Origin of the sequence: Streptomyces sp. SudanB52_2052 (genome assembly GCF_964272415.1) — a bacterium.
Taxonomy (GTDB): Bacteria; Actinomycetota; Actinomycetes; order Streptomycetales; family Streptomycetaceae; genus Streptomyces; species Streptomyces olindensis.
Window position 1 is genome coordinate 4,094,071 of sequence record NZ_OZ186796.1, and the last position, 14,290, is coordinate 4,108,360.

Annotated in this window: 17 protein-coding genes; 9 read left to right on the plus strand and 8 right to left on the minus strand. The window is 72.1% G+C overall.

Annotated elements, in window-relative coordinates; all coding sequences use genetic code 11:
* Positions 1-118 precede the first annotated feature (118 nt).
* The 4 genes from nhaA (at position 119) to ACSUPV_RS18075 (ending at position 3,421) form a co-directional block, all read left to right on the plus strand.
* Entirely contained in the window at positions 119-1,555 is a 1,437-nt protein-coding gene (gene nhaA, locus ACSUPV_RS18060; RefSeq protein ID WP_037760908.1) for a Na+/H+ antiporter NhaA, read from the plus strand.
* Between the two features lie 120 nt (positions 1,556-1,675).
* Positions 1,676-2,164, plus strand: coding sequence for a phage holin family protein (locus tag ACSUPV_RS18065; protein WP_031115982.1), 489 nt, complete (start codon positions 1,676-1,678; stop codon positions 2,162-2,164).
* Positions 2,161-3,111 (plus strand): alpha/beta fold hydrolase, encoded by a 951-nt coding sequence (locus ACSUPV_RS18070; RefSeq protein ID WP_436947820.1) that lies wholly within the window; start codon positions 2,161-2,163, stop codon positions 3,109-3,111. The genes ACSUPV_RS18065 and ACSUPV_RS18070 overlap by 4 nt, the downstream gene beginning before the upstream one ends.
* Before the next feature lie 127 nt (positions 3,112-3,238).
* Entirely contained in the window at positions 3,239-3,421 is a 183-nt protein-coding gene (locus ACSUPV_RS18075) for a hypothetical protein (protein ID WP_078650763.1), read from the plus strand.
* 51 nt (positions 3,422-3,472) lie between these two features.
* On the opposite strand, the gene ACSUPV_RS18080 is transcribed toward ACSUPV_RS18075, so the two are convergent.
* The 3 genes from ACSUPV_RS18080 to nth form a co-directional block, all read right to left on the minus strand.
* Positions 3,473-4,672, minus strand: coding sequence for a MarP family serine protease (locus ACSUPV_RS18080; RefSeq protein ID WP_031115984.1), 1,200 nt, complete (start codon positions 4,670-4,672; stop codon positions 3,473-3,475).
* Between the two features lie 13 nt (positions 4,673-4,685).
* Entirely contained in the window at positions 4,686-5,390 is a 705-nt protein-coding gene (locus ACSUPV_RS18085) for an NUDIX hydrolase (protein WP_037761058.1), read from the minus strand.
* Positions 5,391-5,487: 97 nt separating this feature from the next.
* Positions 5,488-6,366 (minus strand): endonuclease III, encoded by an 879-nt coding sequence (gene nth, locus ACSUPV_RS18090; RefSeq protein WP_031115986.1) that lies wholly within the window; start codon positions 6,364-6,366, stop codon positions 5,488-5,490.
* Here nth and ACSUPV_RS18095 point away from each other — a divergent pair.
* The 3 genes from ACSUPV_RS18095 to ACSUPV_RS18105 all read left to right on the plus strand — a co-directional run bounded on the left by ACSUPV_RS18095 (position 6,344) and on the right by ACSUPV_RS18105 (position 8,628).
* Positions 6,344-6,754: a hypothetical protein gene (locus ACSUPV_RS18095; protein WP_436947821.1), complete on the plus strand. Its 411-nt coding sequence runs from the start codon at positions 6,344-6,346 to the stop codon at positions 6,752-6,754. The genes nth and ACSUPV_RS18095 overlap by 23 nt on opposite strands.
* Positions 6,755-6,947: 193 nt before the next feature.
* The gene (locus ACSUPV_RS18100; protein ID WP_031115987.1) at positions 6,948-7,622 is read left to right on the plus strand and encodes a Crp/Fnr family transcriptional regulator; all 675 of its coding nucleotides are present in this window, start codon (positions 6,948-6,950) and stop codon (positions 7,620-7,622) included.
* 178 nt (positions 7,623-7,800) lie between these two features.
* Positions 7,801-8,628 carry a nucleotidyltransferase gene (locus ACSUPV_RS18105; protein ID WP_436947822.1) on the plus strand — a complete coding sequence of 276 codons (828 nt, stop codon included), beginning with the start codon at positions 7,801-7,803 and terminating at the stop codon, positions 8,626-8,628.
* On the opposite strand, the gene ACSUPV_RS18110 is transcribed toward ACSUPV_RS18105, so the two are convergent.
* The 4 genes from ACSUPV_RS18110 to ACSUPV_RS18125 form a co-directional block, all read right to left on the minus strand.
* The gene (locus ACSUPV_RS18110) at positions 8,625-9,455 is read right to left on the minus strand and encodes an MBL fold metallo-hydrolase (RefSeq protein WP_031115989.1); all 831 of its coding nucleotides are present in this window, start codon (positions 9,453-9,455) and stop codon (positions 8,625-8,627) included. The two genes, ACSUPV_RS18105 and ACSUPV_RS18110, sit on opposite strands and share 4 nt — an antisense overlap.
* Complete coding sequence (locus ACSUPV_RS18115; protein ID WP_359788753.1) at positions 9,452-10,330, minus strand: NUDIX hydrolase; 879 nt, start codon at positions 10,328-10,330, stop codon at positions 9,452-9,454. The genes ACSUPV_RS18110 and ACSUPV_RS18115 overlap by 4 nt, the downstream gene beginning before the upstream one ends.
* An 80-nt stretch (positions 10,331-10,410) precedes the next feature.
* Entirely contained in the window at positions 10,411-10,872 is a 462-nt protein-coding gene (locus ACSUPV_RS18120) for a RidA family protein (protein WP_031115991.1), read from the minus strand.
* Positions 10,872-11,030, minus strand: a complete 159-nt coding sequence (locus tag ACSUPV_RS18125) for a DUF4177 domain-containing protein (protein ID WP_003991873.1) — start codon at positions 11,028-11,030, stop codon at positions 10,872-10,874. Before ACSUPV_RS18125 ends, ACSUPV_RS18120 begins: the two co-directional genes overlap by 1 nt.
* Positions 11,031-11,148: 118 nt before the next feature.
* On the opposite strand from ACSUPV_RS18125, the gene ACSUPV_RS18130 reads away from it, so the two are divergent.
* Both ACSUPV_RS18130 and ACSUPV_RS18135 read left to right on the plus strand, forming a co-directional pair.
* Positions 11,149-12,126: an ArsA family ATPase gene (locus ACSUPV_RS18130; protein WP_031115992.1), complete on the plus strand. Its 978-nt coding sequence runs from the start codon at positions 11,149-11,151 to the stop codon at positions 12,124-12,126.
* Between the two features lie 202 nt (positions 12,127-12,328).
* Positions 12,329-13,723, plus strand: a complete 1,395-nt coding sequence (locus ACSUPV_RS18135; protein WP_031115993.1) for an ArsA family ATPase — start codon at positions 12,329-12,331, stop codon at positions 13,721-13,723.
* A 120-nt stretch (positions 13,724-13,843) separates the two neighbouring features.
* On the opposite strand, the gene wblA is transcribed toward ACSUPV_RS18135, so the two are convergent.
* Positions 13,844-14,182: a transcriptional regulator WblA gene (gene wblA, locus ACSUPV_RS18140; protein WP_031115994.1), complete on the minus strand. Its 339-nt coding sequence runs from the start codon at positions 14,180-14,182 to the stop codon at positions 13,844-13,846.
* Between the last annotated feature and the right edge of the window lie 108 nt (positions 14,183-14,290).

Here is a 14,290-nt window from a genome sequence, read left to right on the forward strand (position 1 = left end):
GATCAAGATGCGCAAGCCCATACATTTAGCTAAACTAAGAAAAACAAGTGCTCCATGGTGCGCCGGGAAGTCTGGTCGGCAAGTGTTCAGCCCTGCCCACCGACCGGAGGTCTCCCCCGTGGCCGCGCCCCGCCCCAGCACCCCCCGCAAGATCCTCGGACGGCTCTCGCTCCCCGAGCGGACGTACGTCGCGGACGCGCTGCGCACCGAGACGGTCGGCGGCGTCCTGCTGCTCGCCGCCGCGGTCGTCGCGCTGCTGTGGGCGAACATCCCCGCGCTGCACGACAGCTACGAAGACATCGCCCACTTCCACCTGGGCCCCGCCGCCCTCGGTCTCGACCTGTCCGTCGCGCACTGGGCCGCCGACGGACTGCTCGCGATCTTCTTCTTCGTCGCCGGCATCGAACTCAAGCGCGAACTCGTCGCGGGTGATCTGCGCGACCCCAAAGCCGCCGCGCTCCCGGTCGTCGCCGCCCTGTGCGGCATGGCCGTACCCGCGCTCGTCTACACCGTCACCAACGTCACCGGCGGCGGCTCCCTGGCCGGCTGGGCCGTGCCCACCGCCACCGACATCGCCTTCGCCCTCGCCGTGCTCGCCGTGATCGGCACGTCCCTGCCGAGCGCGCTGCGCGCCTTCCTGCTCACGCTCGCCGTCGTCGACGACCTCTTCGCGATCCTGATCATCGCCGTCTTCTTCACGGACGACCTGAACTTCGCCGCGCTCGGCGGCGCCGTCGCCGGCCTCCTCGTGTTCTGGCTGCTGCTGCGCACGGGCGTCCGCGGCTGGTACGTCTACGTGCCGCTCGCGCTGGTCGTCTGGGCCCTGATGTACAACAGCGGCATCCACGCCACCATCGCGGGCGTGGCCATGGGCCTGATGCTGCGCTGCCACCGCCACGAGGGCGAGGCGCACTCCCCCGGCGAGCACATCGAGCACCTCGTGCGGCCGCTGTCGGCGGGACTGGCCGTACCGCTGTTCGCGCTGTTCAGCGCGGGCGTCTCGGTGTCCGGCGGGGCGCTCGCCGACGTGTTCACCCAGCCCGAGACCCTCGGTGTCGTCCTCGGACTCGTCGTCGGCAAGGTGCTCGGCATCTTCGGCGGGACCTGGCTGGCCGCGCGCTTCACCCGGGCGTCGCTCAGCGACGACCTCGCCTGGGCGGACGTGTTCGCGGTGGCGAGCCTCGCCGGCATCGGCTTCACCGTCTCCCTGCTCATCGGTGAACTCGCCTTCGAGGGCGACCAGGTGATGACCGACGAGGTCAAGACCGCCGTGCTGTGCGGCTCGCTCATCGCGGCGGCCCTCGCGACCGTCCTGCTGAAGATCCGCAACACCAAGTACCGCCGCCTGTGGGAGGCCGAGGAGCGCGACGAGGACGCCGACGGCATCCCGGACGTCTACGAGGAGGACGACCCGGCGTACCACCTGCGCCTGGCGGAGCGCTACGAGCGCAAGGCCGCCGAGCACCGCCGCATCGCCCAGGAGAAGGCAGCGGCGCGGCACGGGCTTGCCGAAGTACCGGGCGGGGCAGGCGATGACCGCGACGGTCCGGCATGATCTGACGAGACGGTACAAAAGACGGGACCGTACGCAGTCAGGCCGTACGCAGTCGGACGACTGTGGCGAGTCAGGCACAGGACGCGGAAATCGGACCGTACGCAGAAGAGGGAGACCGCGATGAGCGCACCCGACGGCAGCCCGGTCGGCGCCGAACGCAGCATCGGCCAGCTGTTCGCCTCGGCGACGGCGGAAATGTCGGCGCTGGTGCACGACGAGATCGCGCTGGCGAAGGCGCAGCTCAAGCAGGACGTCAAGCGCGGCGCGACCAGCGGGGGCGCCTTCTCGCTGGCCGGCGCGGTGCTGGTGTTCTCCCTGCCGATGCTGAACTTCGCCCTGGCCTACGGCATCCGCACCTGGACGGACTGGAACCTCGCGATCTGCTTCCTGCTGTCCTTCGCGGCGAACGTGCTGGTGGCGCTCGTCCTCGCGCTGATCGGCGTGGTCTTCGCGAAGAAGGCCAAGAAGAGCAAGGGGCCGCAGAAGGTCGCCGCCTCGATGAAGCAGAGCGCGGGCGTCCTGCAGAAGGCCAAGCCGCATCCCCGCCCGGAGCTCACGCAGGACCGGGTCCCCGAAGCCATCGAGGCTGTGGCACGCTCGTCGTCATGACGGACCCCGCGACACCCCCGGCACAACCGGCCTCGGCCGTACTCCTGGACGTCCCCGGCGGGAAGCAGGTGTGCCACCGCGACGTCGCGGCCAACGGCGCCCGCTTCCACATCGCCGAGCTGGGCGACGGGCCGCTGGTGCTGCTGCTGCACGGCTTCCCGCAGTTCTGGTGGACCTGGCGGCACCAGTTGGTGGCGCTCGCCGACGCGGGGTTCCGGGCCGTCGCCATGGACCTGCGGGGCGTCGGGGGCAGCGACCGTACGCCGCGCGGCTACGACCCCGCCAACCTCGCGCTGGACGTCACCGGGGTCATCCGCTCGCTCGGCGAGCCCGACGCCGCGCTGGTCGGCCACGACCTCGGTGGATACCTGGCGTGGACGGCGGCCGCGATGCGCCCCAAGCTCGTGCGGCGGCTGGCGGTCGCCTCCATGCCGCATCCGCGGCGCTGGCGCTCGGCCATGCTGCGGGACGTCAAGCAGACGCGCGCCGGTTCACACATCTGGGGGTTCCAGCGGCCCTGGATCCCGGAGCGGCAGCTCACCGCCGACGACGGGGCGCTCGTGGCCGAGCTGATCCAGGAGTGGTCCGGACCGCGTCCGCCGGAGGACGAGGCGCTGGAGAACTACCGCCGCGCCATGTGCATCCCCTCGGCGGCGCACTGCGCGGTCGAGCCGTACCGCTGGATGGTGCGCTCCCTGGCCCGCCCGGACGGCATCCAGTTCAACCGGCGGATGAAGCGGCCCGTGCGCGTGCCGACCCTCCATCTGCACGGCTCCCGCGACCCGGTGATGCGCACGCGCAGCGCGGCCGGCTCCGGCGAGTACGTCGAAGCCCCGTACCGCTGGCGGTTGTTCGACGGCCTCGGCCACTTCCCGCACGAGGAGGACCCGGTCGCGTTCTCCGCGGAACTCATCAACTGGCTGCGGGATCCCGAACCCGATCGGTGACCGCGCGACCGCGCCCCGTACCCCCGCCTGAACGCTTGTCCTACGAGCGGCCACTTGCCTGGCGCATAGGCCAATTGGGCGCCCCGGGAGCGGTTATCGACCATGGGGCAGGGGCACACGTCGGGGTATGGGCTGGACGCACGACTACAGTGACGCAAGCCGCAATCGCCGCTCGGCGGGCGGTGCGAACTCCTACCAGCGAGGCGGTGCACCCCAGATGGCGGGGGCGGACCCCAGGGTCGGGATCCCGCGCATCCTCCGCCGCCGGGCCCGCTGGGTCTCCGTACGTCTGCGCCACACACGCGACTGAGGCAACACCCGCGCGAGTGACGCGCGGGCCGTCCCCTCTCCAGAGCCGCTCCTAGAGCGCGCAGCTGTCGCTGCCCACCTGCTGGTTGGCGGTGCGCCCCTTGGTGATGTCCTCCTGGATCTCGTCCACGGTCAGCGCGTACCCCGTCTCGGCGTCGTCGAGGGACTTGGCGAACACCACGCCGTAGACCCTGCCGTCGGGCGTGAGCAGCGGGCCGCCGGAGTTGCCCTGGCGGACGGTCGCGAAGAGGGAGTAGACGTCGCGGCGGACCGTGCCGCGGTGGTAGATGTCCGGGCCGTTGGCCGTGATGCGGCCCCGCACGCGCGCGGCCCGCACGTCGTACGCCCCGTTCTCCGGGAAGCCGGCGACGATCGCGTCGTCGCCGCTGCCCGCGTCCTTCGACGTGAACCGCAGCGCGGGCGCCTTGAGGTCCGGCACGTCCAGTACGGCGATGTCGCGCCGCCAGTCGTAGAGCACGACCGTGGCGTCGTACTTCCTGCCCTCGCCGCCTATCTGCACGGTCGGCTCGTCGACACCACCCACCACGTGCGCGTTCGTCATCACGCGACGGTCGGCGAAGACGAAGCCCGTGCCCTCCAGGACCTTGCCGCAGCTCGGAGCCGTGCCCATGACCTTGACGATGGAGCGCTGGGCGCGGGTCGCCACCTGGCTGTCGGCCAGGGCCGGGTCCGGGCGCTGCACGTCGGTGATCGGCTCGTTGGAGAACGGGCTGAAGACCTGCGGGAAGCCGTTCTGCGCGAGGACGGAGGAGAAGTCCGCGAACCAGGTGGCGGCCTGGTCGGGCAGCGCCTGGGAGACGCCCTGCAGCACCTTGGAGTTGCGGACCTCCTTGCCGAGCGTCGGCAGCGTGGTGCCCGCGAGGGCAGAGCCGATCAGCCAGGCGACCAGGAGCATGGCCACGACGTTGACCAGCGCGCCGCCGGTCGCGTCGAGGGCCCGGGCCGGGGACCAGGTGATGTGCCGGCGCAGCTTGTTGCCGAGGTGGGTGGTGAGGGCCTGGCCGACGGAGGCGCAGACGATGACGACGACGACCGCGACGACGGCCGCGGTCGTGCTCACCTCCGCGTTGTCCGTGAGCGCGTCCCAGATGACGGGCAGCACGTAGACCGCGACGAGGCCACCGCCCAGGAAGCCGATCACCGACAGGATGCCGACGACGAACCCCTGGCGGTACCCGACGACCGCGAACCACACGGCGGCGACCAGCAACAAGATGTCCAGCACGTTCACGAAGGCCACCCTGTCATGCGCGCCAGTCGAGCGGGACCCGCTTCTCGCGGTCCCAGGGCCGCTCCCAGCCCGCGTAGTGCAGCAGCCGGTCGATGATTCCCGCCGTGAAACCCCAGACAAGGGCCGATTTGACCAGAAATGCTGGTCCTTGGTGGCCGCTGGGGTGGATGGTGGTGGCTCTGTTGGCGGGATCCGTGAGATCCGCCACGGGAACCGTGAAGACCCTGGCGGTTTCGTTCGGATCGACGACCCCGACCGGGCTCGGCTCGCGCCACCAGCCGAGCACCGGTGTGACGACGAAGCCGCTCACCGGGATGTACAGCCGGGGCAGGACACCGAAGAGCTGGACGCCGGCGGGGTCGAGGCCGGTCTCCTCCTCCGCCTCGCGCAGGGCGGCGCGCAGCGGTCCGTCGCCCCTCGGGTCGCCGTCCTCCGGGTCGAGGGCGCCGCCGGGGAAGGAGGGCTGGCCCGCGTGCGAACGCAGGGAGCTGGCGCGCTCCATGAGCAGCAGCTCCGGCCCGCGGTCGCCCTCCCCGAACAGGATCAGCACGGCGGACTGGCGGCCGGCGCCGTCCTCGGGCGGCAGGAAGCGGCTCAGCTGCCTGGGCCGGACCGTCTCCACGGCGTGCACCACCGGGTCCAGCCAGGCGGGCAGCCCTTCTTTGCTGACCGTCACCGCCGTCACCGGGCCGCCCTGTGTGTCGCTCGCACGCGTCATCGCCACCCCCGTCGTCCTGCCGCTTCCAACGCACGGCGGCCCCGAGATCGTTCCGCGCCGGGTCGCGGTCCCCCGTTCGAGGGGCTCATGGGGCAGCTCATCCGGCCCCCAGCGGCGGCGCCGGCTTGCCGCCCGCGTCCAGGTAGGCCTGCGGAGGCCTCAGGCGCTGGCCGGGGAAGCCGCCCTTCTCGTACTTGAGGAGCTTCTTCGCCTTCTCCGGGTCGGTCTCGCCCTCGCCGTACGCCGGGCAGAGCGGGGCGATCGGGCAGGCTCCGCAGGCCGGCTTGCGGGCATGGCAGATGCGACGACCGTGCCAGATCACGTGATGCGAGAGATCCGTCCAGTCGCTCTTCGGGAAGAGCGCGCCGACGGCGGCCTCGATCTTGTCGGGGTCGGTCTCGGCGGTCCACTGCCAGCGGCGCACCAGACGCTGGAAGTGCGTGTCGACGGTGATGCCGGGGCGCCCGAAGGCGTTGCCGAGCACGACGAACGCGGTCTTGCGGCCGACGCCGGGCAGCTTGACCAGGTCCTCCAGCCGGCCGGGCACCTCGCCGCCGAAGTCCTCCACCAGCGCCTTCGACAGCCCTATGACCGACTTCGTCTTGGCCCGGAAGAAGCCGCAGGGGCGGAGGATCTCCTCCACCTCCTCCGGGTTGGCGGCGGCCAGGTCCTCGGGGGTGGGGTACTTGGCGAAGAGCGCGGGGGTCGTCTGGTTGACGCGCAGGTCGGTGGTCTGGGCGGACAGGACCGTGGCGACCACCAGCTGGAAGGGGTTGTCGAAGTCCAGCTCGGGGTGCGCGTACGGGTAGACCTCGGCGAGCTCGCGGTTGATACGGCGGGCGCGGCGGACCAGGGCGGTACGCGACTCGCCGCCCGGCGGGTGGACGACGGTCCGGGCGGGGGCGGTGTCCTTGACGCGGGCGGTGGCCTTCTTGGGCGCGACGGTGACCTTCTTGGCGGCGGGCGCCTTCTTCACGGCGGGTGTCTTCTTCGCAGCGGGTGATTTCTTCGCGGCCGGTGCTTTCTGCGCAGCCGGTGTCTTCTTCGCGGCAGGGGCCTTCTTCGCAGCAGCGGCAGAGGCCTTCGACACCGCAGGCGTCTCGGAGGCGGCTTTCTTCGCAGAGGCGGCCTTCCTCCCGGATGTCGCCTTCTTGGCGGAGGCCTTCCCGACGGAGGCCTTCTTGGCGGGCGACTTCCCCGTCGGCGTCGGCTTCCCCGAAGCCGACGCCCCCTCTGTCGCTTTCGCCGTTTTCCTACCGCCATCGGGGCTCTGTTCGCCCACAGCGGAATCGCGACGTACAACCACCCGCGCAGCCCCCTCGGCCTGTGCTCTCACCGGCGATTTGGACACCCGGCCAGCCTAAGGCCAGGCACCGACATCCGCCCCGGCCCCTGAAGATCGGCGCCCAATTGGACCCCTGCCGCGTACCCCGGGACACCTGTGCGGCATCCTTGTGACAGATCACACTGTTTGGACCGTCCGGCAAAATGGGCACCACGGTCCCCTGGTACGCGGGGGTGCAAGATCCCCTGAGCAGGTCGAAAGGGAGAGAACTCGTGGACGACGTTCTGCGGCGCAATCCGCTCTTCGCGGCGCTCGATGACGAGCAGGCCGCGGAGCTCCGCGCCTCCATGAGTGAGGTGACCCTCGCCCGCGGTGACTCACTGTTCCACGAGGGCGACCCCGGCGACCGCCTGTACGTGGTCACGGAGGGCAAGGTCAAGCTCCACCGCACGTCCCCCGACGGCCGCGAGAACATGCTCGCCGTCGTCGGCCCCGGCGAGCTCATCGGCGAGCTGTCGCTGTTCGACCCGGGCCCGCGCACGGCGACCGCCACGGCGCTGACCGAGGTGAAGCTGCTCGGCCTCGGCCACGGCGACCTCCAGCCCTGGCTGAACGCCCGCCCGGAGGTGGCCTCGGCGCTCCTGCGTGCCGTCGCGCGCCGGCTGCGCAAGACCAACGACGCGATGTCCGACCTGGTCTTCTCGGACGTCCCGGGCCGTGTCGCCCGCGCTCTGCTGGACCTGTCCCGCCGGTTCGGCGTGCAGTCCGAGGAGGGCATCCACGTCGTCCACGACCTCACGCAGGAGGAGCTGGCCCAGCTGGTCGGCGCGTCCCGCGAGACGGTCAACAAGGCCCTGGCGGACTTCGCCCAGCGCGGCTGGCTGCGCCTGGAGGCCCGCGCGGTGATCCTCCTGGACGTGGAGCGCCTCGCCAAGCGCTCGCGCTGACGCGCCCGACCGGCCGTACGTCTTCGGGCCCTGTCCCCTCACGGGACGGGGCCCGACGTCGTGCACGGCACCAGGAGGGTGCCTGCCGCGCCCTGCCCTGCCGCCGTCGGCCCTGTTGCCGTCGGCTCGGCGTCGAAAACCAGGCGCGCCGGATCGCCCCTCACGGCACAGTGACCACATGGCCGGAACCGTTCCCCGCCCCGGGCTCGACGCCGAGGGCTTCATCGCCCGGGAGGGCTCCCTCGCGCGCGTGCCCCGCGCCTTCCGCCCGGTCGTCGCCGCGGCCCGGGACGGGCTGACCGACGTGTTCGGCACGCGGCTGCACAGCGCGTACCTCTACGGGTCGATTCCGCGCGGCACCGCACGTATGGGACGCAGCGACCTCGACCTGCTGCTCGCCATGCGCGCGGAGCCGACCGAGGCGGACCGGGCCGACGCCCGGGCGCTCGGCGCGGCGCTGGACGCGGAGTTCGAGCAGATCGACGGCCACGGGACGCTGCTCTTCAGCCGCGAGCGGCTGCTGAGCGACCTGGAGCGGCACGACCTGGGCTGGTTCCTCGCCTGCCTGTGCACACCGCTGCTGGGCGAGGACCTGGCCGCGCGGCTGCCGCGCTACCGCCCCGACTCGCTGCTGGCCCGCGAGACCAACGGCGATCTGCACCTGCTCCTGCCCAGCTGGCGCCGCCGGATCGCCGAGACGGACGACACGGCGGAGGCCCGCCGTCCGCTCGTCCGCTTCATGTCCCGGCACCTCGTCCGCACCGGCTTCACGCTCGTCATGCCCCGCTGGAACGGCTGGACCAGCGACCTGCGGGAGATGGCGGAGGCGTTCGCCGGGTACTACCCGGAGCGCGCCGAGCAACTGCGGGCGGCGGCCGTCCTCGGACGCGAGCCGACGGGGGACGCCGCCGTGCTCCGGTCGTACGTCGACGATCTCGGTCCGTGGCTCGCCGGGGAGTACGCGCGCGTGCACGGCGTCAAGGCCCCGCGCCCCGAGGGGCCCTAGATGAGCCCGTGCTCCTCCAGGTAGTCCAGCTGGGCCCGTACCGACAGCTCCGCCGCCGGCCACAGGGAGCGGTCCACGTCGGCGTAGACGTGGGCGACGACCTCGGCGGGGGTGCGGTAGCCGTCCTCGACCGCCGTCTCGACCTGGGCGAGGCGATGGGCGCGGTGGGCCAGGTAGTACTCGACGGCGCCCTGCGCGTCCTCCAGGACCGGGCCGTGGCCCGGCAGGACCGTGTGGACGCCGTCGTCGACCGTGAGGGACCTCAGGCGGCGCAGGGAGTCCAGGTAGTCGCCGAGGCGGCCGTCGGGGTGGGCCACGACCGTCGTGCCGCGGCCCAGGATCGTGTCGCCCGTCAGGACGGCCTGGTCCGCCGGGAGGTGGAAGGAGAGCGAGTCGGCGGTGTGGCCGGGCGTCGGTACGACCCTCAGTTCGAGGCCGCCGGTGGTGATCACGGCTCCGGCGGTCAGGCCCTCGTCGCCCAGCCGCAGCGCCGGGTCGAGGGCACGCACGCGCGTGCCGGTCAGTTCCGCGAACCGGGCGGCGCCCGCCGCGTGGTCGGGGTGGCCGTGGGTCAGCAGGGTCAGGGCGACGCGCTGGCCGGCCTGCTCTGCCGTGGCGACGACATGGCGCAGGTGACCTTCGTCCAGCGGCCCCGGGTCGACCACCACGGCCAGGTCGGAGTCGGGCTCGGCGAGGATCCAGGTGTTCGTGCCGTCCAGGGTCATCGCCGACGGGTTGGGCGCCAGGACGTTGACGGCCCGCGCGGTGGCGGGACCCGAGAGGACCCCGGCCCGGGGCTGGCCGGGCAGGGCTGCTGCGTCCGTCATGCGCTGGCTCCACCGGTCGGGGCGGTCGGGACGTGCTTGGTGAACTCGTCGTGGCCCGGCCAGGAGAGCACGATCTCGCCGTCCACCAGGCGGGCCGTGGCCAGGACGGGCGTGAGGTCACGGCCGGGAGCGGCGGCGAGCGCCCGGGCGGCCGTCTCGTACGCCGTCAGCTGCCGCAGGGTCGCGATGGTCGGCGGCATCATCAGCAACTCGCCCCGGTCGTACCCGGCCGCCGCCTCGCCCGGGGCGATCCACACCGTGCGGTCCGCCTCCGTGGAGGCGTTGCGGGTGCGCTGCCCCTCGGGGAGGGCGGCCACGAAGAAGAAGGTGTCGTAGCGGCGGGCCTCGAACTCGGGGGTGATCCAACGGGTCCACGCGCCGAGCAGGTCCGAGCGCAGCACCAGCCCCCTGCGGTCCAGGAACTCCGCGAAGGACAGGTCCCGGGCGACCAGGGCGGCCCGGTCGGCCTCCCAGTCGGCGCCCGTGGTGTCACCGACGACCGCGTCGGCGGCCGGCCCGGCGAGCAGCACGCCCGCCTCCTCGTACGTCTCCCGTACGGCCGCGCAGACGATCGCCTGGGCCGCCGTCTCGTCGACGCCGAGCCGGTCCGCCCACCACGCGCGCGTGGGGCCCGCCCAGCGGACGTGGTGGTCGTCGTCACGCGGGTCGACACCGCCGCCCGGATACGCGTACGCGCCTCCGGCGAAGGCCATGGAGGCGCGTCGGCGCAGCATGTGGACGGCGGGACCGCTGTCGGTGTCCTTCAGGAGCATGACGGTGGCCGCGCGCTTCGGGGTCACCGGGGTGAGGGTGCCGGCCGCGAGTGCGCGGATCCGCTCCGGCCACTCCGGGGGGTACCACTGACCGTTCGCCATGGGCGCGAGGCTATCCCGTGACGGGCGGATGTTCGAGTGGCCCCGGGTACGGATCGCGCAGCTCGGACGGGTGCGGGGTGCTACGCGAGCTCCACCTGGATCTCGACCTCGACCGGGGCGTCCAAGGGCAGCACGGCCACACCCACGGCACTGCGCGCGTGCACGCCCTTGTCGCCGAGGACCTCGCCGAGCAGCTCGCTCGCGCCGTTCAGCACGGCGGGCTGGCCGGTGAAGTCCGAGGCCGAGGCCACGAAGCCGACGACCTTCACCACGCGCGCGATGCGGTCCAGGTCACCGGCGACGGACTTGACGGCGGCCAGGGCGTTGAGCGCACACGTGCGTGCCAGCTCCTTGGCCTCCTCCGGGGTGACCTCGGCGCCGACCTTGCCGGTGACCGGAAGCTTGCCGTCCACCATCGGGAGCTGCCCAGCGGTGTAGACGTACGGCCCGGACTGCACGGCCGGCTGGTATGCGGCGAGCGGCGGGACGACGTCGGGCAGGCTCAGGCCGAGCTCGGCCAGCTTCGCCTCGACGGCGCCCACTACTGCTTCTCCCGCTTCAGGTAGGCGACGAGCTGCTCGGGGTTGTTCGGCCCGGGCACGACCTGGACGAGCTCCCAGCCGTCCTCGCCCCAGGTGTCCAGAATCTGCTTCGTGGCGTGGACGAGCAGCGGCACGGTTGCGTATTCCCACTTGGTCATGCGGCCGACTTTAGCCCCTGTCCGAGCGGGGTCACGGCCGCGGTCCGGGACCGACCCCGGCCCAGGTTGTCCACAGCCTCCCGCGTAGCCCGGGCGCGGACTGGTTAGGCTCGAATACGTGAGCAGGCTCCAGGTCGTCAGCGGCAAGGGCGGTACCGGCAAGACCACGGTGGCCGCGGCCCTAGCACTGGCCCTGGCCGAGGAGGGGAAGCGGACGCTTCTCGTCGAGGTCGAGGGCCGTCAGGGCATCGCGCAGCTCTTCGAGACCGAAGCGCTGCCTTATGAGGAGCGGAAGATCGCCGTCGCTCCAGGGGGCGGGGAGGTGTACGCCCTCGCCATCGACCCCGAACTGGCCCTTCTGGACTACCTCCAGATGTTCTACAAGCTGGGCAGCGCCGGACGGGCCCTGAAGAAGCTCGGCGCGATCGACTTCGCCACCACCATCGCGCCCGGCCTGAGGGACGTACTCCTGACGGGCAAGGCGTGCGAGGCGGTGCGCCGCAAGGACAGGAGCGGACGGTTCGCCTACGACTACGTCGTCATGGACGCCCCGCCCACCGGGCGCATCACGCGCTTCCTGAACGTCAACGACGAGGTCGCGGGCCTCGCCAAGATCGGCCCCATACACAATCAGGCGCAGGCCGTGATGCGGGTGCTGAAGTCGCCGGAGACGGCCGTGCACCTGGTGACGCTGCTGGAGGAGATGCCCGTCCAGGAGACCGTGGACGGCATCGCCGAGCTGCGGTCGGCGCGGCTGCCGGTGGGGCGGATCATCGTGAACATGGTGCGGCCGGAGGTGTTGGACGCGGCCGACCTGGAACTCGTACGCACGGTCCCGCGTTCCACAGTCGCGCGGTCGCTGTCGTCCGCCGGGCTCGGCGGGGCGCGGCGCGGCGGGCATGCGGAGCGGCTGGTGGACCCACTGCTCACCCAGGCCGAGGAGTACGCCGAGCGGTACGCGCTGGAGCACGAGCAGCGTGCGGTCCTCACCGAGCTGGGCCTGCCGCTGCACGAACTGCCGCTGTTCGCCGAGGGCATGGACCTGGCGGGGCTGTACGAGCTGGCCCGCGAGCTGCGCGAGCAGGGCGTGTCGTGAGCCGGCCACGCATAGGGCTGGGGCCGAGCGCAGGGCTGCGGCACTGCACAGGGCTACGGCCCCGCACAGAGCCAGGGCCTCACACAGGGCTACGGCCCCGCACAGGGCCAGGGCCCCACACAGGGCTGGGGCCGCGCACAGAGCCAGGGCTGCGGCCCGGCACGGAGGCAAGGTTCGTCATGAGTCGGAAGCAGGGGATGTCATGAGTCGTCCGGACCCGGCCCACACGCACGACCCGGCCCGCCACCACCTCGCCCCCGCGCGCGTGCTCGACGTCGATCCGCTGCTCCAGGATCCGAAGACCCGCATCGTGGTCTGCTGCGGCTCGGGCGGGGTCGGCAAGACCACGACCGCGGCGGCCCTGGGCCTGCGCGCGGCCGAGCGGGGTCGCAAGGTGGTCGTGCTCACCATCGACCCGGCCCGCCGGCTCGCCCAGTCCATGGGCATCGACTCCCTCGACAACACCCCGCGCCGCGTGAAGGGCATCGACGACTCCGCGGGCGGCGAGCTGCACGCGATGATGCTCGACATGAAGCGCACCTTCGACGAGATCGTCGAGGCGCACGCCGACCCCGAGCGGGCGGCCGCCATCCTGGGCAACCCCTTCTACCAGTCGCTCTCGGCGGGCTTCGCGGGCACGCAGGAGTACATGGCGATGGAGAAGCTCGGCCAGCTGCGGGCCCGGGACGAGTGGGACCTGATCGTCGTCGACACCCCGCCGTCCCGCTCCGCGCTGGACTTCCTGGACGCCCCCAAGCGGCTCGGGTCGTTCCTGGACGGGCGGCTGATCCGGCTGCTGACGGCGCCGGCGAAGCTGGGCGGCCGGGCCGGGATGAAGTTCCTGAACGTCGGGATGTCCATGATGACGGGCACGCTCGGCAAGCTGCTCGGCGGCCAGCTCCTCAAGGACGTCCAGACGTTCGTCTCCGCGATGGACACGACCTTCGGCGGCTTCCGCACGCGCGCGGACGCCACGTACAAGCTCCTCCAGGCGCCGGGGACGGCGTTCCTCGTGGTCGCGGCCCCGGAGCGGGACGCGCTGCGCGAGGCCGCGTACTTCGTGGAACGCCTGGCCGCGGAGGACATGCCGCTCGCCGGGCTGGTGCTCAACCGGGTCCACGGCAGCGGCGCCGACCGGCTGTCGGCCGAGCGGGCGCTCGGCGCCGCGGAAAATCTTGAGGACTCCCGCATTGTGGATCAGGAGGGCGGGAAAGCTGGACTTCGTAACTCTCCCGACACGCACGGCAGTTCAGACTCTCCCACGCCCGAAACACCAGCTCCGGCCGCTGCTGAGGCCTCCGACGGTGGCTCCCCCGCCGAGGACGACGCCGAGCACGCCGAGCGCTCCGTCGACCAGCTCACGGCAGGCCTGCTGAGGCTGCACGCCGAACGCATGCAGCTGCTCTCCCGCGAGCAGCGCACGCGTGACCGCTTCACCGCGCTCCACCCCGAGGTGGCCGTGACGGAAGTGGCCGCGCTGCCCGGTGACGTGCACGACCTCGCGGGACTGCGCGACATCGGCGACCGGCTCGCGGCCAACGAACGCGAGCTGCCCGACGCGTCCGATGTGCCCGGCCTGCCCGAGGCGAGCGCCTGACGAAACGCGAACGCGGCTCGGTCCTGGTGCCGAAGCAGCCAAAGGACCCGTCAAGGGCCCTGAGACGTGCGGAGACCGACGTGCGGAGACCCCGGAGGGAACCCCTCAGCGAGGAATCCCTCAGCTCACCGCGGCGTAGTTCTCGTAGACCTCGTCGTCGTCGAGAGGCACCACACCCGTGCCGCGCTCGTACTCCGAACGCGCGGTCTCCAGCAGCCGACGCCAGGAGGTCACCGTGGGCCGCCTGCGCAGCAGTGCGCGGCGCTCCCGCTCCGTCATGCCTCCCCACACGCCGAACTCGACGCGGTTGTCGAGCGCGTCGGCCAGGCACTCGGTACGCACCGGGCATCCGGTGCACACCGCCTTGGCCCTGTTCTGCGCTGCTCCTTGAACGAACAGTTCATCCGGATCGGTAGTGCGGCAGGCCGCCTGCGCACTCCAGTCGGTTACCCAGCCCATACCGGCGCCGTCCTCTCCCGAATCGAGGCTCCCCCACGGCGGCAGCGGCATATTCACCGCCGCCAGTTGAGGACGTTACGGAAGGTGGGCACAGCGCAACACCCCCAG